Consider the following 17,071-nt stretch of genomic DNA (forward strand, 5'->3'; position numbering starts at 1 on the left):
TTCAGAGGCTTATTGCTTGCGCAGGTGTACCGGTGGAATGCGAAGAATATCGCGATATTTAGCTATAGTTCGTCGAGCGATGCTATAGCCTTGTTCGCCTAATAGTTGAGCTATTTGGGTATCGGAGATGGGTTTATTTGGAGACTCCTCCCCAACAATTTTTTTGATTAATGCTTGTATTGCTGTGGACGAGATGCCGCTTCCGTTTTCAGAGCTCACTTGACTGCTAAAAAAATACTTGAACTCAAAAATTCCGAGTGGGCAGGCTAAATATTTCTGCGTGGTTACCCGGGAAATGGTGGATTCATGCATTTCTAGCTCTTCAGCGATTTCTCTAAGAACTAGTGGCCTCATGCCAATTGCGCCGATAGAAAAAAATTGCTGTTGCCTTGAGACAATTGATTGCGCAACTCTTAATATAGTTTCTTCACGTTGAGTAATGTTTTTGACTAACCAGCTAGCTTCTATCATCTTTTGCTTGAGAGCACCGTCAATTTTTTTCTGACCATGCTCTTTTAAGATCTTGGCATATTCACTGTTTAATGAGAGTCGAGGTTTTGCATTGGGATTGGACTCTGCAGTCCAGCGCTTATTTTTGAGTTTGACGACGACATCCGGAAGAATCCATTGGTCGTTTTCACGTTCAAATTGTGACCCTGGATTATGTTGTAGAGTGCGAATGAGATTTACCGCTTTGAGAACTGCAACCTCGGTCTTGCCGCTTGCCTGTTTAATTTTTTGCCAATCTTTTGTTCCAACTTTACTAAGGTGAGAGCTGGCAATCTCCTTGGCTAGCTCCCAGGATTCTCGATCGGTATCTACGTTTTCAAGAATGCGGTTGATTTGGAGTGAAAGACATTCGGCAAGATTACGGGCTCCAACACCTGGCGGATCAAGTGATTGCAGTTTTGTGAGGGCTTTCTCAAGACGCTCAAATGAATCTGCGGTTGATAATTGTGTCTCTATATCAGCATATATGGTTTGCAGGTCTTCAGGTAAGTATCCGCGATCATCAAGGCATCCTGCGAGATAGGCAACTATCGATTGCTCTTCTGCCCCAATGTTTAAGAGGTGGATTTGCTCCTCTAGGTATTCTAGTAAAGTTTGTTTATGTGCGATGCGCTCATATTGCTCACCCCAATCCTCATCATCTTCTTGAGAAATGCGATGATTTGATGTCCAAGGGCTTTGATTGATCTCAAGGCGCTCGCTGGTTTGGGAGATATTTGATTCAATTTCAGGGTTTGGCTCAAATTCGAGTAGAGGGTTTTCCTCGGCCTCTTTGGCTAACTCTTGTTCTAGCTCAGAATTGGAAAGTTGCAAAAGCTTGATTGACTGCTGTAGTTGTGGCGTGAGGCTGACTGTCTGGCTAATTCGAGTATTGAGTGAAATGGCCATTTAGTGTTTAACGATAGAGGATGGTTTGGGAGAGAAAAAGCATAAATTTCATAAGCTTAGTTTAATTGTCTATTTTTGAAATAGAGGGCATCAGTCGAGCCCCTAGGGCTAAAATCAACAATTAGGTTTTTTGCCTGAGGTGGGGTAGACCATATTTTTTAAAAATATTTATTTAAATCAAATAGTTATGAATTTTTATCAGTTTGAGGCAGCGCATCTCCTATCTCAAGTTAATCGCTTTTGGCAAATTAGCCGTTTATAGTTTCCCTGTCACAGAAAAAGAGGAATTTCATATTATGGAAAATCCTGTAATTACCGAGCATCGTATTCGTGGTGAGCGCTTTTACACAATAGAGAGACGCAATAAAATTGCTTTTTATACAACCAATATTGCTGCTGCGCGATATTGGGTAAAAAATGTAATTGACGGCAAAAACACAGCGCTCACAAAGGAAGAATCAACCCAAGTTAACCCTTAGGTCAGATTTGCGCTGGCGGTAGTATGTCAGCAGACTTTCTGGCTGGAATTTTGTGTTTTTGAAGCTATTCTAGGGGGCTGGAATTTAGGAAATCCGTATAATGACCCATTTAATGTGGGTTCCATGCATGGGTTGCTCCCTTTTTCAAAAAACCTCTTTTTTTATCCTTTTTGCTACTTTGGGTAGCGGATTTGCCTTTGCTCAATTAAATGATGATTTGGTGACGGTTTTAGATGGTCGCCAAGTCAGCATCTCCTACTTCAAGAGCTCCATCAAAGCCTTGCCTCCGGATTGGAAGAAGGTGTGGACCATTACTAACCGCAAACAACAGCCAGACTCGACCCCGGAGCGAATTCAATCGATTCGTCGAAACATTTTATTTAACTGCGTGCGTAATACCTACTCAACTTTAGCGGTTGTTAATTATGCGGAGCCAAATGCCAAGGGAAGGCCTAGCTTGCAGACTGAGACCGGTTTTGAGTTAAACGACGACCCCGTTCCAGAGGGTACCCCATTAGCTATCATCTACACCCAAGTTTGCAGCTCCTAATTCAATACTATGAGATTTAATATTTTCCCCCCTGAAGGGCTCAAAAACATTGAGCCGAAATTTCATGTAGAGCCTCGTGCAATTGCAAAAACTATCGAGCGCGAATTGAGTAGAAAGCCATTGGCTGGACTCTATCCAATTGATGGAAACGGGCCAGCACTGCCTGTTAGTCTTGTGGAAATTCGCCAGGGGCTAATAGTAATGAAGCCAGAAATTAAGCCCGAAGGAGGCTTTACAAGTTTCATTGGTGGACAGCGAATTCTGGTTCTTTGTGGCGAAAGTGGCAAGATGCAATTTTTGGCTGCAAACCTAAGGTTGAACGAGGATCTTAATTTAGTTTGTCCACTGCCATTAGACTTGATACTGATTCAGCGTCGTAAGGAGTTCAGAACTCCAGGACCTGCGGATGAGGACTTGAGTTTTGTTCTCTGTCTAGGTGCAGGGCAAGAATTGCTTACCAAGGTAATTGATATTTCTGATCATGGGATATTGCTCGATATTCGTTTGGGGGCTACTGAGGTGGAGGTCGGTCGCTATTGGCATTCAGGCTATTTCGAGCGTCTCAGGTCACGATCTACAACAATTGACTTGGTAATTAAAAATGTTCGCCCAGGCGCGGACATTGACCGTATTCGTGCAGGATGTGAGTTGTACGAGCCAAAAAAATTAGTGCTCAAAGAATTTGAGAGTACTCGTAGTGCAATTGAGAATGCTCGCGTTCAGGGTCGCTTAAATCGTTGGTATTTAGGAGCTTCTTGGCATGAGTAAAGCCTTATATAAAGTATTGTCAGGCTTAAGGATATAAATTCAATATGAATTTTTTTGCCTCATTTACCACTGGAAAATTAATCATTGTTGTGAGTTTTCTCATGCTCATTACTTTGATTTATTTTTTTATTCGGGATTTTTATGGAAAAGTTGTAGATGAGGTTAAAGGTCAACAGGCTAAGCCTGTTGAGCCTGTCGTAGTGGCCAGCTTGCAAAAAACTCATCAACTCGAAGAGGTAATTAATCAAAAAATAGCCAACATGAAGTTGGATTTAATGGCTGAGCGACTCAGAATTACATCCACCGCTGAAGTTTTAAAAAATTTAGCAAAAGAGAGACATTTACCCGAAACGCTGTATCAAATTTACTTTGAAACACGTGCATTCCCGAAAAAAAGTTTAGAGGCCCAGCAAACCGATCTTGAATGGCATGCTCAGGCTGGAATTTCCGAATTAAAGGTGGAGCCGATGCCATTGGATGATGGCACTCAAATTTACTTCACTTTGCATAACTATCCCTATAAGCTCACTGCAATTAACCATCGATTTGCTAGGACGTACTTTGTTGAGCTCACTTTACGTGATGTAGACGATGTTCGTTTGTTCGTTGTGCGCATTAAGGCCAATGAGGCAAATGGCAGAGACATCCTGGAGTCAGCAATCATAGAAATGAAATCAGGCGAGTGGGTTGATGATATTGCTAGCTGTCGTTTGCTCATGGATAAGCGCAAAACAGAAGTTCAATTGATGGCCGAGCATCGTGAGGTCGAACTATTGAAGCAGCGATTCATTTTGAGTCATGGTGGTAATAAGTTGGCTAGTGCTAAAGCCGATATAGCAGCAAAGAAAAAGTAAAGTAACGTGCTAAAAATTAACCTTCCCCGCACTCAAAAAGGTATTTACTTTTGGTTTTTGGCTTTTTCAAGCCTTTTGTTCATCTTTTCTTTGGCCACTTTATTGACTGCGGCGGGTGAGTTATCAAGCTCATCTTCTGATTTGAAAAGCCTAAAAGTTGTTATGCCCAATATTGAGGAGTATGTAAGCTATCAGGCAATCGATTTTCGTCTAAATAACTCCACTTTAAATACTCGTCGATTAAAACCAAGCGATATTCCAAAGTTGGCTGATGATGCGATCGTAGCAGTCAATTTGGATGATGCAGTGAATCGTGCATTTCAGTATTTTGCGGAGTTTGAAAATAAGCGCTCGGGTCCTGTACTGACGGTAACCCTACCAACCGTGGAGTCAATTGAGCCTGGATCACCTGCGGACATAGCAGGTGTAAAGTCCGGCGATCTTGTTCTCTATGTTGGCTCCAATAAGATTGAATCGGTCATGGGGTACTATCAAGCTTTAAATGAAAAGCTTTCTCAAGAGATTGGCCTCAAGCTACTTCGGGGTAAGCAGGGTACTGTATCAGTGGTGCTTAAAAATTCTGCTAAGGGTCCTATCACGGAAAGTAATGGTGGTATCAAGTTCGCTGTTCCGCCTGAGGTAATTTATCTAACTGAGCGTGATAGTAAGCGCATGGCCGATCAGTATCGCCGTGAAATGCTTCCAGCAATCTCGGTTGATTGGCGAACTGAGGCGGCAAATAATCTTATGCAAAATGCCAAACGCCTCAACTTAATTGCTAAGGGCATTGTTGATTCGGCGGGCCCATCTTCAGCTAAGATTCAGACAAAAGACGTATTAAATTGGCAGCATAAAAAAGTGCTTGAAGCAATTGATAGCTACTTTTCCCAAAGAAGAAAAATAGAAAACAAAAATGCTTTCTATTTAACTGGTATGGGTGATGCGATTGTTGGTTTTGTATGTAGTTTGATTATTTTTTTGATTGCCTTGACTTTGTTTTGGTATCAACGCCGAGCGGCCGGGAAAAAATCATGAACTCCCTAGAGAGCCAAGATTATTGGCTGGGTTTGCGAATCAATAACGAGCGCTATGCTTTACCTGCATCTCAAGTGCATACTGTTTTTCTTCACCCTGAGCCGGAGCAATCCATCAAAGAGTTGAAGATCAGTGGCGTTGTGGTTCATGATGGTGAACCGGTTTATTTGCGCAATCATTTTCAGTTGTTAAAAGCGGGTCGCGGGATTGAAAGTGCCGTACCCTGGCAACAAGTGCTAAAACGTGATCATGCCCCCTGGATTGTTGTACTAAAAGATGGTCCCGGTAAAGGTCTTGGTTTTAGGGTTAACAATATTGTCGGGCCATTTCATTGTGCTGTAGCTCTCGAGTCACCATTTCTTCAATACAACGATTCCGATTTTTATTTGGTAGAGGTTTTATAAAGTTGCCGTACTAGCGGCTAGACCTTATAGTTAGACAATCATTATGCGCAAAATTTATAAGAATCACGTCTTTCAGCACTCGACCAAGCTCTGGCAGTGGTTAGCTTTCATTTCTTTTTCGATTGCAATACTCTCAAGTGTTGGGGCGTTTCTAACGGCGCGTAGCTGGTTGGGTGATGGTCGATATTTGCAAGCGATTGACATCGAGCAAATTGAAGTTTTACGCCTCATTCCTGCGCTTAAAGATCTGCAGCAACAAGTTTCGGGTACTCACACATTAGATTCAGAATTTTTCAACAATCTAAAGAAGGCAGATCGTTTGTTGAGATCAATGACGGATGACGTGAAGGCTCCGTTGGTTGATATTGCCAGCGCTAACGCTACACCCAATTCCACTCCACCTTCCTCGGCAGTCCAAAAGACAACATCAATGTCGAGTAATGGCAAGCTTCAGAGCTCAAGCAAAGCATCATCTGAAGAGGCCTCTGGAACTGTACCGCTATCAGATAATCCAGCGTTAGCTTTTTTTCAAAAGTTAGATTCCAAGATTATGAATATCTTATTTGGCAAACCAGATAGGTATGCTGAATCTGTGAACGACGATCCTGCTGCGAATGCGCAGACCTCTCAACAAAAGTCGGTAAAAGCCGATGACATTCAAGACATTTTGCTCGGGGCTAAAACAGCTGAGCAGTCGATTGCAATCGTATTAGCGCAAGAGAAAAGTTTGGCTGGACTCGATATTCTGGCCAAATCGGCAGAGTTGCTAATCTCGGCAAAAGGCCCTCTGGACATAGATAAAATCGCTCTAGACTCTCCTGCGAGAAAATATGCCGAGAGCTTGGCTGAATTTGCAAAAGCAAATACTGCGTGGCAAAAAAATATCACGAGCGCTTCCGCATCTATTACATTACAAAAAGCACTTGGTACTGTAATAGATCAAAAAGTATTAATTGAGATTGAGGCAGGTAAAAAAACTTCTGGGAAGTCAACGCTAAGTCTTACTCAAGCGATGCCTAAAGTTCATCAAAGTCCATGGCATACAAAGTTGCCTCAGGAAAGTGCTGCGGCGCTAAAGTTGTATATTAATAATATTCAGATCGTGCGTGACTTTGCCTCAGATCATGAGGCCCTGCGCGTTGTCGCTTTAAAGAATTCCAAGGGCTTAAGCTTATTTAACTTTAGTACGGCTGGCGGATTTTTAGGATTGTCTTTGCTTAGCGTCATCAGCTTATTTGGCGTAGGGCTGGGCGGGGGAATGTGGTTCAAAAATAGCCGACATAGTTCAATTCAAGATCAGCGCATTATTAAGATGGCTGCAGCAGCAGATGGCGTTTTGGGTTCTATCGATTTGAATTTAAGTAAATCTGAGTCGAGTACTGTTAAGGAACCTCAAGAAAAATCAGAACCTCAGTTATTCACCCCCTCTAACCCCAATGCCAATGATGATCAAGATGAGCTTGTCAATTCTGGCAAGAAAGAGTTAAAAACGGTAGTTAATGTCATTACTGAATTTAGTCAGGGCTTAAGAGAGAAAGTTGTGGGCATCGAAGCCCGCATGAAAGTTCTTGGTCAAGTGGGGGTTAAGCTGCGTCACTCAGTGAGCACCCTGCAGGATAGAGGTTCCCAAATGCGTCTTGGATCTTCTGAATCTCTTGACGCCGGTGTTGGCGTTAATCGTGGCGGCCCTTTGGATCAATTGCAGGATGCGTTTTATTCACTTAAGCAACAGGGTGTTCGATTGTATTTAGCCATTTTGGATAATCACTCTAGTAAGCAATTGGCGCTAGAGACTGAGCAATTAAACCTCTTGGTTGAGCGGATTGAGTCAACCGTATCAAAAATGCGTTCTTCATTGGCGCAGGCGCTTGACCAAGTCGGCGATGCTCAGGCTGCTACCCAGCAAATTTCTCCAGAAGTTGTCGAGCTTTTAAATATGGATGTCAAGCAAGTTATGCGAGACCTTGATTTGTGGCAAGGCGAATTTGACGGGCTGAGCCAAGCTTTTATTGCCCTTAAGCGCGAAATTAAAGCTTGATTGAGTTGAAAGAGTACCTGATCTAACATCCTATGGCCGAAGAAAAACCTCTTTTCTTAGTAGACATTGATCGTGCGATCGAGGGTTTGCTGTCATCTATGCCAAAAAAGACGGCAGTACCTCCAAAAGCTGAGGCAGTTATTATTCATTGCATCGATCTGGCCAATGCCTTAGATGGTGCGGGTTTAGAAGATTTATCTGTTTTTGCTCAAGAGCTTGCAAATCAGATAAAGGCGGACAAACTACAGTCTTTCCTTTTGGTGAATGATTTTATTGCATTGACCAGCGCTGGAGTGGCACTTATTCATCCTGCAGATACGTCGCATGAAAATGTCAGTAGCTCGTTGTTCGAAGAGGCTAAATTTAGTTTTGCAAAAAAATTAGAGCAGTTAAAAGTGGGAGAACCTATCTCCGAGGAGCCCATCCTGGTTGATTTAGAGCTTCAGCAGGTTGATGAGGGTGCGCCGCTATCTCAAGAGCGAGTAGAGGATATAACGACCTTAAATGTGAGTGAAAAAGTATCTATAGTTGACGATGCTGTTGAGGATGCATTTCCTAATCAGGAATTTTCCTCTGAACTTTTTCAGGGCTTACAGTCAAAAAAGAGTTCTGCTGATGAACAAGAGCGCGCACAGGGAAATGAGGATGCTTTGGTTCAGGCGAAATTTGCTGATCAAGATATCTCACCCTATCGCGAGCAGGAGCTTGAACAAACTTTAGATCGAGCAGTTAATGAATTAAGTCAGTTATTTGCACCAAGAAGAGAATCTCCGCCAGCCCTATTTACGCCCCCAGAGCCCAAGCCATTCTCATTGCCTGAGAACTTGGCAAAGCCGATTGATCGCGAAAGCTCTTTCGAATACTCTAGCAGGGTACGTTATCTTGATAAGCAGTACACGCTAGATAGGGTTAGCAACTTGAACCGTATGCAAAAAGCCCGTAACCTTGTGGGCAAGGTGGATAACTGGAATGGTGCTGAAGTGGATTTCTTGCTTGGTCGTGAGCAGGATGAATTGATACGTTCAGGTCAGCAATCGCTAAGGCATATTTTTGAAAATCTTACAGATGAACTGTTGATCGACGAAGTTTATGCTGATCCAGATATTGCTCAGCAACTTCTGACGATTTTGAGTATTCTGCCCCCGTGCCCTAGTATTTTTGCAGTTCAACAAGAGCTCATGATTTTTATCGATTTGGATCATGTAACGTTATCGAGCGAGCATTTATTGGCGGTAAGTTCGATGATGGCTGAGATCGGCGGATCTTTGGAGGTTCACTATCAGGGCGTGCGCTTGTCTTGTCCATCGAGCTTGTTGCGGATGCCAATGGCCTTTTTCACTCGACACGGCGAGCATTATGCTGTTTCTGCCATTCAGTATCTTGGTGAGGAGCTGCTAAATAAGGCCGTAGACTCGAGCATCGATTTTTTGGGTGAGATTATTCATCCTGCCAGAAGAATTTTTATTCGCGTTGGAAATCAGGACTATATGATTCACGCCCATGAGTTTTTGGGGGTGCAAAACATGAATGTGCATCAAAATCTTCCATCTTCTTTAGAGCGCCCATATTGGATGGCGGGAGTGGCGCTCGACGGCTCTAACAATGTTTACTCTTGGATTGCCTTAGACCGGCACTCTCGATGATGTTTTGGCGGGTTATTATCCTATTTGCCTATTTTTTAGGCACAAATGCCCTGGCTGCATTGCCCTCTGATTTGGAAAAGGAAATATTCCGCTTTGTGCAATCCAGTCCTGCTATTAATGGCTTGCGTGTGCAGATTGAACTTGTGGACCCAAATATCACTGTGCCGGCCTGCATTGGGGGCTCTGTTCAGATCGGCGCCCAACCAGGCGCCCGAATTTGGGGGAGAACTATACTTCAACTTCGCTGCGCCAGGGCGGGTTGGATGGTTAATGTACCTTTTAATATTCGCGTTTTTGGTAATTATGTTGTGGCGAGTCAGTATCTTCCTGCGGGTCAAAAACTCGAGCCTGGCGATATTCGAGTGATTGAAGGTGAGCTAAGTACATTACCTGATGACGTGCTCCGAACCCCTAAAAATGCCTACGACCGTGTTTTGAGCCGTTCCCTGCAAATGGGTTCTCCTGTTGGACTAAACGATTTAAAGGAATCATCCGTAATAAAGGTAGGAGATCCTGTAAGGCTTGTCTTAAAAGGTAAGGATTTTGAGGTTTCTGGTGAGGGAGTGGCTCAAACGGCTGGGATGATTGGCGACATGGTCCGAGTTCGATTGGCTGATGGTCAGGTCTTGCAAGGCCGAGTTTTGAGGCCATCTGTTGTAGTGGTGATGCTTGAGTAGGCAACGCTTTTTGTATTACAGTACTGTCTAAAGCTGTCAGCTGTAGGCTAATGCAAAGAATAGTAAACTGTACGCAGTTCTGAGGAGAGTGAGATGAAAGTTAACGAGAATGGAGTGTTAATTCCGCAAAGCTCAGGAGTTGGTAAGGCCAATTCCAGCCCAAACTCGACCTCTGTTAACTCGGGCGCCAATAAAGTTGCCGCTGATGCTGTCGCTGGTCCAGCTGTAAATCTAGATATTAGTTTGACAGCAAAGCTTGCGGAAGTGCAAAGCGATTCTAAAGCCAATAATGTGACTGATGAAGCTTTGATTGAAAAACTCCGCAATCAAGTTGCAAACGGCGAATTTAAAATTGATTACAAAAAGATTTCTCAGGCAATGCTGAAAGATGTTGTTGCCGCTATTGGTCAAAAGCCAAAGCAAGCTTAAGCTTCTGCTTTCGGCTTCCAATTAATCTAGTTTATGTCAGGACAATCCCCATCAATGCCATTTGATGGGATGCAATCATTTTTGCAAAAAATTGCCAGCGCAGTTTTAGACTTACGCAGTGCATTAGAAGCAAATGACATGGATCGACTGCCAACCGCTTTAGATCTTACCAACACAGCTCTGGATGCAATTAACCAATACCCTGGTGGCGCAGAAAGTCTCAAAGCAGATATTGCATTATTTCCGGAAGAGCAAAAGCGAAGTTTAATGTCCTTGTTGGACGAGGCATCAGTCAACCATCAAATTAATGGCGATCTAATTCGCTTGGCTATGCAACGAAGCGCTGCAATGCAATCTTTTATTGCGCAGCAAGCGCCCAGCGCAACCTACGATAGCGAGGGGGGTGTGCCAGGGTCTGTTGGTGGAGTCCTTTCACGTAAGGTGTAGTCAGTAGACAGCATTTTGCAGCCGTGTATTTTTATTTCTGTTGGTAAGTATGCAATTTTTTGATAATGCTCGTCTAGATATCGCTAGGCAAAATCTAAATCGTGGGCGCTATCAGGCGGCATTTGAGCTCTTTTATGAATTAGCCGTCCATGATCTGGATGAAGAGGCTCAATTTGCACTCACCAAAATGTGCTTTGATGGGCATTTAGATGCCGAGCAGATCGCCAAACTATTTGAATGGGTAAACTCTAATAGCAGTCTTGGCAATGGCTATGCCCACTTTAACGTAGCCCTCATGTATGAGCGGGGTATGGGTGAAATTAAGCAAAGTTATAAAACGGCAATTGAATATTACGAGAAGGCGATCAAAGAAGAGGTTGTTGATGCTTATTGCAATTTAGGTAATATCTACGCCTTGGGGTTGGGTGAGGAGCAAGGCATCCCTCGTAATATGCACAAGGGAATTCAGTATCTTGCCAAAGGTGCTGAAGAGGGTAGTCGACAGGCGGCATACACACTAGGATGTCTTTATGAAAAAGGGGAATTTATTCCCCAAGATCACCGTAAAGCTTGTTATTACTTGGTGCTTGCAACTTTGGCGGGTCATGAGCAAGCGCATCGAGTCTTAATTATTTTTCAGCACACCAATAAGGGTGATTTCAATAAAGAATTTGATGAAGCAGAATTGCAGTATGGAAGAATTAAAAACATGCGCAGACTCTATAAGTGCTTATAGCTAGAATTTGATAGGTTTTAAAGCTAAATTTTGAGTTTGGCTCGAATGCGGATCATGCCTTGAGTATGAATCTGACTGATACGCCCTGGTGTGATATTCATCACTTGGGCAATTTCCCGATAAGACAAGTCTTCTTGATAATGAAGTGCAAAGACGAGTTGCTCATTTTCTGGGAGACCCTCCAAAATTGAGGCTATACGCTCCGCCAGTTGTCCCATCGCAACCGCTCTCATTGGGTCTGATGAATCAGTATCTGAAGGCAATAGATCATCTGACAAATCATCAAGCGGCATCAAATGGACCATATTCGCCATGATGGCATGGTAAGCCTCGATCGTCATTTCTGCGCTAGCGGCAATCTCCCTCTCAGAGGGATGGCGTCCTAGGCTTTGTTCGAGCTTGCGAGTGACTTTCTCGAGACCTTCTAATTCGTCGCGTTGATTGCGCGGCAAAATATCATTTTTGCGACAGGCATCATAAATTGCGCCACGAATTCGGGTGCGGGCATAGACTTCAAAATTGAGATTTGCTTGTGGCTCATAACGGGTTAATGCATCTAAAAGACCTGTAAGGCCCTCTTGGATTAGGTCATCTACTTCAACATTAGGAGGTAAGCGCGAACATATCTGGTGGGCAATGCGCTTTACAAGCGGCAAGTGTTCTTTGATGGCTAGATCAATATCAACTGACTGGTTATAACTAGATGGCTTCAATCACATCTCGCGCAAGGAAATATCAATCGGGAAACTCAAAATATGCTTAAGTTGTAATTTTGGCAGAAATTGCTTTGAAGAAGCCATGAGGCAAGACAAATTCATGAGTTGGCCCCTTTTTAACGGGGTTAAGGCTCATATCGTCAAGATCAATTTCAACGCGTTGCGCTGTAAGTGCTTTAATCCAGCCTAAAAATTCAATGCTTTGTTCAAGAGCCCTCTGGGATGCATCTTGCAGCTTTTCAAATGCTGCAGTTCCAGTTGCCTCATCATTGCCGCCAACGATCAGGACAGCTAAAGGCTCGTCAAGTTGTAACTCTGCCATTTGGCGAATCATCACAAGCGCTCTTTTTAAACATGAATCCTCGGTAGACGCGACCAAAATACGCTTGATATTGCTCCCATAGTAGGCAACGATAGTAGCCTGAGGATCAACGGTTGGATAAATCACATAATCAATATCGATTTCATGCTTAACAAGGCGCTCATCTAGCTTAGGGTATTTTGCGTACCGGCTGGATATTTCGGGGCGTAATTTTACGCTTGCAGCATACCAAAGGTTCTCTTCGATCTGTTTGAGCGATTTATGCAGCTCTATGGAGTTTGAAAAAACCTGGCCTAAGTCGTAACGTACTGGATATAAAAAACCTGACATGGTTTTGCGGTCGGCTAAGGGCACTTCATCAACAAGTAGTACTCGGTGGCCAAGCTGCTTGATACTGTGGGCAGTGCTGTGACCTAAATGAACTGTCGAGTCGGGGTCTAGTGTGCTGGCAATACAAATGATGCGACACAACTCTGAGCCAAAAATGTCGCGTAATCCTGCGGCCTGATCGTTGCCGCTAACAGTGCTTGCTGTATTCATTGATTGACTTTGCGAATCCAGTCACCCAAATGATCGGAGAGTAATGCAGGAACCTGTTCATCAGTTAATGAGAAGGTTTCTGCAAAAGCACGCATAGCCATTGCGCGATGACTTAAATAATTCACATCTGGCTGGCTTAAGTCTTCCGGAACACGTTGTCCATTAGAGACAAATAGGATCGATAGATCATGACGGATGACGCTATCAATGACTGGTGCTAGGTGGGCTGCTTCATCAATTTTGGTGATGATTACGGAATCAAGCTTCTCACCATCGGTGTTCTGCATCGCTTGATTGTGTAAATTAATTACCTCTTCTTGAGTTCGCAAATCCGTAGTAGAACTCATCACGAGAATGCGACGTGCTTTACTAGAGCCGTGCTCAAGTAAGTGAGACTGCTCTACCATCAGGGCATCGCGCTGACTAACGCCAGCAGTATCTAGCAAAATAATTTTACGATTGGAAAAATCTTTGATTTTTGCAGCCAAGTCTTCGCTATCACGAACAGCGGTAACCGATAACCCCAGAATTTTTGCAAACGTTTTCAACTGTTCCTGAGCGCCGATACGATAGGTGTCGGTAGTAAGCAGGGCGACTTGATTGCGACCGTAGCGCAGAACGCAACGCGCTGCAATTTTGGCAACCGTTGTAGTTTTTCCAACACCAGTAGGACCAATAAAAGCAAATACTCCGCCACGATCGAAAATGTCAAAAGCTCGCGAAGTTTTAAGCATGCATTTGACTTGCTCACGCGCATTTTTTAGTAAATGTGGTGTGCTTAAGTTTTCGGGTAGATTTTGGGCAATCTCGGATACTAATTTTGGTGAAAAGCCACTATTGAGTAGATGCTTGACGACCTCAGTGATGTGGGTATTTTCTTGTTGGATATTGCCCCAAAAGCTAGCGGCAACATGAGACTGTAAGAGATTTTTAACTTCACTTATTTCTGATAATAGCTTTTCAACTTTGGGTGAGGTTTCAGCTTGTGCTGCAATGCTTGGGGTTGAGGCACCTGAAACGCTAGGTGCAGCATGGCTATTTTCATTTGGGTTGCTTGATGCTCGAATTTTCTGAGCGGCACCTTGGGCAGCGCTTTTTAGTGCATTAAGGGCAGCAGCCTCTTGCGCTGCCTTGGTATTGGCTGCAAGACTGGCGTTAAAAATAGCATCGTTATTGGATGGATTAATGACATTGGTTGATCCTCTTGGGATACGCTCTGCATTATTAAATGAAGTAGGTAAAAATGCTTCAGCGCCTGGTGCTCTGATAGGGCGCTCCACTCTGGCGGGATTGCGACGCAAAACGCCATTTGGAACATCAGTGCGTACTACTCTTTGAGGAGTGCCTGCAGATGAAGTCGGCGACACAGGTTCGGCCCGCCTAGCAATGGCATTAGCAAATTTATCTGAAAGACCAGATTCCTTTAGGGAGCGCTCAGAAAAAGCGCTAGGCTCACCAAATTGTGGATCAAGAAGCTCAGAGCGGGCGGAGAGGTTTGCTAAGTCACTCGAGGTAATTGCCATTACTTCAACGCCTTGATCGGTGTCTTTAGTCGAGAGAACCATGGCATCGGGACCCATCTCTGCGCGTATGAGCTTTAGGGCGTCAGCGGTATTGGCTGCAATAAATTTTTGGGGACCCATGTGCTAACTCCGAATCATTCTCTTTAATAGTGATTTTATGGGTTTTTGCCCGTTTGGGAACAAAGAACCTTGTAAAAAGCCAAGTTTGCAGTCGGTGGTAGCTCGTTTAGGGCCAAAATGATGGCTTGGGGGCAAACCCGACGAGCAATTCTGGAGATTGTTGTTCGAGTGCGAGTGCCGCTGACAATGACTGGGGGCAGGTTCTCATTTTCCATTTCCTGCACCCCTTTGATGACCTCTTCCCCAAACATGCGTGCTAAGGATGGTTCAATTAAGCCATCAGGAGCAATTGCACCCGCACCAATAGACTGCTCAATTAAGCGCTCAAACTCTGGCTGAATGCCCAAGACTTTAAAGTTGCCGCCATCGCCTAGGGTGTCTTGCACAATTGTTCTGCGCAATGCATACCGAATGTGCGGCAAAATTTCTAGAGGGTCATTCAATTTGCCTGCATATTCGCTTGCTACTTCCAAGATGGTGCGCAAGTCTTTGATAGGCACATTTTCTTCTAATAGTAGTTGTAAGATGCGCTGTAACTGTGCGACAGAAACAATTTTCGGAATAACATCATCAACCAATTTTGGATAACTCATCTTGAAGTGGTCGAGTAAGTCTTGCGTTTCTTGACGGCCCAAGAGTTCGGCGGCATGCTGATGAATCAAATGATCCAAATGGGTGGTGATGACTACGGCTGGCTCTACGACGGTATAACCTTTGGCGATAGCCTCATCGCGCTGACGTCTTTCAATCCATACGGCAGGCATGCCGAAAGTAGGATCCTTAACTTCGATACCTGGAATTTTTTCTGTGCCGCTTTGCTGGATCGCCAGTAAGCGATCTGGCAAGCATTGCCCACGACCGATCTCTGCACCGTATAGTAAGACGCGATAAGTTTCTGCAGAAAGCTGTAAGTTATCCCGAATATGTACGGATGGAATTAAAAAGCCAACTTGAGTTACAAACTTACGACGAATTGCTTTAATACGCTTAATTAAATCGCTATCATCACCTTTATCCACCAAAGGAATAAGGCGGTAAGCTAACTCCAAGCAGAGTGGCTCAACAATCGGAACATCTTTCCACTCAAGCTCTTCATTTGTAACCGGTTGTGCCGCCGCGATCTTTGCTTGTGCAGCCTCTTTTTTAATGCGCTGATGTGTCAAATACGCAAGCCCACCAAACAACACAGCAAAAGCTATAAAGATAAAGTGTGGCATGCCTGGCAGCACACCTAAAATGCCCAGGACAGCCGCAACAACACCTAGCGCATTGCTATTGGCTTCAAATTGTTTGGAAACCTGACCAGAAAAGTCATCTTCAGTAGCAACACGGGTTACCAAAATGCCGGCAGCGGTTGAAATAATGAGTGCTGGAATTTGTGCAACTAAACCGTCACCAATTGTCAGGGATGCGAAGGTCGAGAGCGCTTTGCCAAAATCCATACCATGCTGTAAGACGCCGATCATCAAACCGCCAATAAGGTTGATGACCAAAATCATGATTCCGGCCATCGCATCGCCACGCACAAATTTCGACGCACCGTCCATGGAGCCAAAGAAATCTGCTTCTTGGGCTACGTCTGCACGGCGTGCTTTTGCTTCATCTTGTTGAATCAGGCCTGCATTTAAATCAGCATCAATTGCCATTTGCTTACCAGGCATCGAATCCAGAGCAAAGCGTGCGGATACTTCAGCTACACGTCCAGAGCCCTTTGTAATCACCACAAAGTTAATGATGGTGATGACTACGAAGATCACGATACCAACCGCAAAGTTTCCGCCAATCAAAAAGACGCCAAATGCTTCGATCACTTTACCAGCGGCATCAGTTCCCTTGTAACCATCTAGCAGAACGATACGGGTGGAAGCAACGTTAAGTGATAAACGAAGTAGAGTGGTGAGTAGTAGAACTGTTGGGAATGCAACGAAATCTTTGAAGCTTTTAATATTGATCGCCGTAAATAAAACAATGATCGATAGCGCAATATTGAAGGTGAACAGAATATCGAGAATGATGGCTGGCAATGGCACCAGCATCATGATCAAAATCAGTAAAACCAGAATTGGGATGGCGCCTTGTGCCGAGGGGCTCGGCAGCTTAGAGGTGTCAAAACCCAAGATTTTCATGCGTATAGATCTATTGCCTGATAAATAATTAAAAAAATCGCTCAAGAAAGCGTTAAATCAGTAAGCGCCAACCTATATTTAGTGATTAGCGCCCCAATAGACCCTAAATATACTGTAAATCAGGGGAAAAAACATCAAAAATGGCAAAAATTGCCGCACTTTCCGATAAAAATTGCCACTACCTAAAAAAGTAGGATTAAAGCTCCAATTTAAGGTTTTTTTGGACCTCAATTTCTATCCGCAGAATCCCACTTTTCCAGAAAATC

General features: G+C 43.9%; 17 protein-coding genes. 12 read left to right on the forward strand and 5 right to left on the reverse strand.

The window, feature by feature from the left end; all coding sequences use genetic code 11:
• Positions 1-9: 9 nt before the first annotated feature.
• Entirely contained in the window at positions 10-1,398 is a 1,389-nt protein-coding gene (rpoN, locus tag ICE93_RS04355; RefSeq protein WP_216185916.1) for an RNA polymerase factor sigma-54, read from the reverse strand.
• Between the two features lie 296 nt (positions 1,399-1,694).
• Between rpoN and ICE93_RS04360 the strand changes: the two genes are divergently transcribed.
• From ICE93_RS04360 to ICE93_RS04415, 12 genes are all read left to right on the forward strand, one after another.
• Complete coding sequence (locus ICE93_RS04360) at positions 1,695-1,877, forward strand: hypothetical protein (RefSeq protein ID WP_216185918.1); 183 nt, start codon at positions 1,695-1,697, stop codon at positions 1,875-1,877.
• Positions 1,878-1,977: 100 nt separating this feature from the next.
• On the forward strand, positions 1,978-2,427 hold the full coding sequence (locus ICE93_RS04365; protein WP_216185920.1) for a surface-adhesin E family protein: 450 nt from the start codon (positions 1,978-1,980) through the stop codon (positions 2,425-2,427).
• Positions 2,428-2,436: 9 nt separating this feature from the next.
• The gene (locus ICE93_RS04370) at positions 2,437-3,195 is read left to right on the forward strand and encodes a hypothetical protein (RefSeq protein ID WP_216185922.1); all 759 of its coding nucleotides are present in this window, start codon (positions 2,437-2,439) and stop codon (positions 3,193-3,195) included.
• 44 nt (positions 3,196-3,239) lie between these two features.
• Complete coding sequence (locus tag ICE93_RS04375) at positions 3,240-4,049, forward strand: hypothetical protein (RefSeq protein WP_216185924.1); 810 nt, start codon at positions 3,240-3,242, stop codon at positions 4,047-4,049.
• Positions 4,050-4,106: 57 nt separating this feature from the next.
• Positions 4,107-5,084, forward strand: a complete 978-nt coding sequence (locus tag ICE93_RS04380) for a PDZ domain-containing protein (RefSeq protein ID WP_216185926.1) — start codon at positions 4,107-4,109, stop codon at positions 5,082-5,084.
• Entirely contained in the window at positions 5,081-5,488 is a 408-nt protein-coding gene (locus ICE93_RS04385; protein WP_216185928.1) for a chemotaxis protein CheW, read from the forward strand. The genes ICE93_RS04380 and ICE93_RS04385 overlap by 4 nt, the downstream gene beginning before the upstream one ends.
• Positions 5,489-5,531: 43 nt before the next feature.
• A complete protein-coding gene (locus tag ICE93_RS04390; protein ID WP_216185930.1) occupies positions 5,532-7,526 on the forward strand; it encodes a hypothetical protein in 1,995 nt (664 codons plus the stop codon).
• A gap of 32 nt (positions 7,527-7,558) precedes the next feature.
• A complete protein-coding gene (locus tag ICE93_RS04395) occupies positions 7,559-9,169 on the forward strand; it encodes a hypothetical protein (protein WP_216185932.1) in 1,611 nt (536 codons plus the stop codon).
• Positions 9,166-9,846 (forward strand): flagellar basal body P-ring formation chaperone FlgA, encoded by a 681-nt coding sequence (flgA, locus tag ICE93_RS04400; protein ID WP_216185934.1) that lies wholly within the window; start codon positions 9,166-9,168, stop codon positions 9,844-9,846. The genes ICE93_RS04395 and flgA overlap by 4 nt, the downstream gene beginning before the upstream one ends.
• 93 nt (positions 9,847-9,939) lie before the next feature.
• Positions 9,940-10,275 (forward strand): flagellar biosynthesis anti-sigma factor FlgM, encoded by a 336-nt coding sequence (gene flgM / locus ICE93_RS04405; RefSeq protein WP_216185936.1) that lies wholly within the window; start codon positions 9,940-9,942, stop codon positions 10,273-10,275.
• 33 nt (positions 10,276-10,308) lie between these two features.
• A complete protein-coding gene (locus tag ICE93_RS04410; RefSeq protein WP_216185938.1) occupies positions 10,309-10,722 on the forward strand; it encodes a hypothetical protein in 414 nt (137 codons plus the stop codon).
• A gap of 49 nt (positions 10,723-10,771) precedes the next feature.
• Complete coding sequence (locus ICE93_RS04415; RefSeq protein WP_216185940.1) at positions 10,772-11,458, forward strand: tetratricopeptide repeat protein; 687 nt, start codon at positions 10,772-10,774, stop codon at positions 11,456-11,458.
• A gap of 23 nt (positions 11,459-11,481) precedes the next feature.
• Here the strand turns inward: ICE93_RS04415 and ICE93_RS04420 are convergent, their stop codons facing one another.
• The 4 genes from ICE93_RS04420 to flhA are packed head-to-tail and all read right to left on the reverse strand — an operon-like array spanning position 11,482 to position 16,805.
• Complete coding sequence (locus ICE93_RS04420) at positions 11,482-12,171, reverse strand: FliA/WhiG family RNA polymerase sigma factor (RefSeq protein WP_216185942.1); 690 nt, start codon at positions 12,169-12,171, stop codon at positions 11,482-11,484.
• Between the two features lie 46 nt (positions 12,172-12,217).
• Complete coding sequence (locus ICE93_RS04425; RefSeq protein WP_216185944.1) at positions 12,218-13,036, reverse strand: hypothetical protein; 819 nt, start codon at positions 13,034-13,036, stop codon at positions 12,218-12,220.
• Positions 13,033-14,679, reverse strand: a complete 1,647-nt coding sequence (flhF, locus tag ICE93_RS04430; protein WP_216185946.1) for a flagellar biosynthesis protein FlhF — start codon at positions 14,677-14,679, stop codon at positions 13,033-13,035. The genes ICE93_RS04425 and flhF overlap by 4 nt, the downstream gene beginning before the upstream one ends.
• A gap of 35 nt (positions 14,680-14,714) precedes the next feature.
• Positions 14,715-16,805, reverse strand: a complete 2,091-nt coding sequence (gene flhA / locus ICE93_RS04435) for a flagellar biosynthesis protein FlhA (RefSeq protein WP_216185948.1) — start codon at positions 16,803-16,805, stop codon at positions 14,715-14,717.
• Between the last annotated feature and the right edge of the window lie 266 nt (positions 16,806-17,071).

This window comes from Polynucleobacter sp. MWH-HuK1 (assembly GCF_018881815.1).
GTDB lineage: Bacteria > Pseudomonadota > Gammaproteobacteria > Burkholderiales > Burkholderiaceae > Polynucleobacter.

Excerpts from the sequence above, each read along its gene's own strand:
- rpoN (WP_216185916.1), bottom strand. The coding sequence starts at position 1,398 with ATGGCCATTTCACTCAATACTCGAATTAGCCAGACAGTCAGCCTCACG.
- ICE93_RS04360 (WP_216185918.1), top strand. The coding sequence starts at position 1,695 with ATGGAAAATCCTGTAATTACCGAGCATCGTATTCGTGGTGAGCGCTTT.
- ICE93_RS04365 (WP_216185920.1), top strand. The coding sequence starts at position 1,978 with ATGACCCATTTAATGTGGGTTCCATGCATGGGTTGCTCCCTTTTTCAA.
- ICE93_RS04370 (WP_216185922.1), top strand. The coding sequence starts at position 2,437 with ATGAGATTTAATATTTTCCCCCCTGAAGGGCTCAAAAACATTGAGCCG.
- ICE93_RS04375 (WP_216185924.1), top strand. The coding sequence starts at position 3,240 with ATGAATTTTTTTGCCTCATTTACCACTGGAAAATTAATCATTGTTGTG.
- ICE93_RS04385 (WP_216185928.1), top strand. The coding sequence starts at position 5,081 with ATGAACTCCCTAGAGAGCCAAGATTATTGGCTGGGTTTGCGAATCAAT.
- ICE93_RS04390 (WP_216185930.1), top strand. The coding sequence starts at position 5,532 with ATGCGCAAAATTTATAAGAATCACGTCTTTCAGCACTCGACCAAGCTC.
- ICE93_RS04395 (WP_216185932.1), top strand. The coding sequence starts at position 7,559 with ATGGCCGAAGAAAAACCTCTTTTCTTAGTAGACATTGATCGTGCGATC.
- flgA (WP_216185934.1), top strand. The coding sequence starts at position 9,166 with ATGATGTTTTGGCGGGTTATTATCCTATTTGCCTATTTTTTAGGCACA.
- flgM (WP_216185936.1), top strand. The coding sequence starts at position 9,940 with ATGAAAGTTAACGAGAATGGAGTGTTAATTCCGCAAAGCTCAGGAGTT.
- ICE93_RS04410 (WP_216185938.1), top strand. The coding sequence starts at position 10,309 with ATGTCAGGACAATCCCCATCAATGCCATTTGATGGGATGCAATCATTT.
- ICE93_RS04415 (WP_216185940.1), top strand. The coding sequence starts at position 10,772 with ATGCAATTTTTTGATAATGCTCGTCTAGATATCGCTAGGCAAAATCTA.
- ICE93_RS04425 (WP_216185944.1), bottom strand. The coding sequence starts at position 13,036 with ATGAATACAGCAAGCACTGTTAGCGGCAACGATCAGGCCGCAGGATTA.
- flhF (WP_216185946.1), bottom strand. The coding sequence starts at position 14,679 with ATGGGTCCCCAAAAATTTATTGCAGCCAATACCGCTGACGCCCTAAAG.
- flhA (WP_216185948.1), bottom strand. The coding sequence starts at position 16,805 with ATGAAAATCTTGGGTTTTGACACCTCTAAGCTGCCGAGCCCCTCGGCA.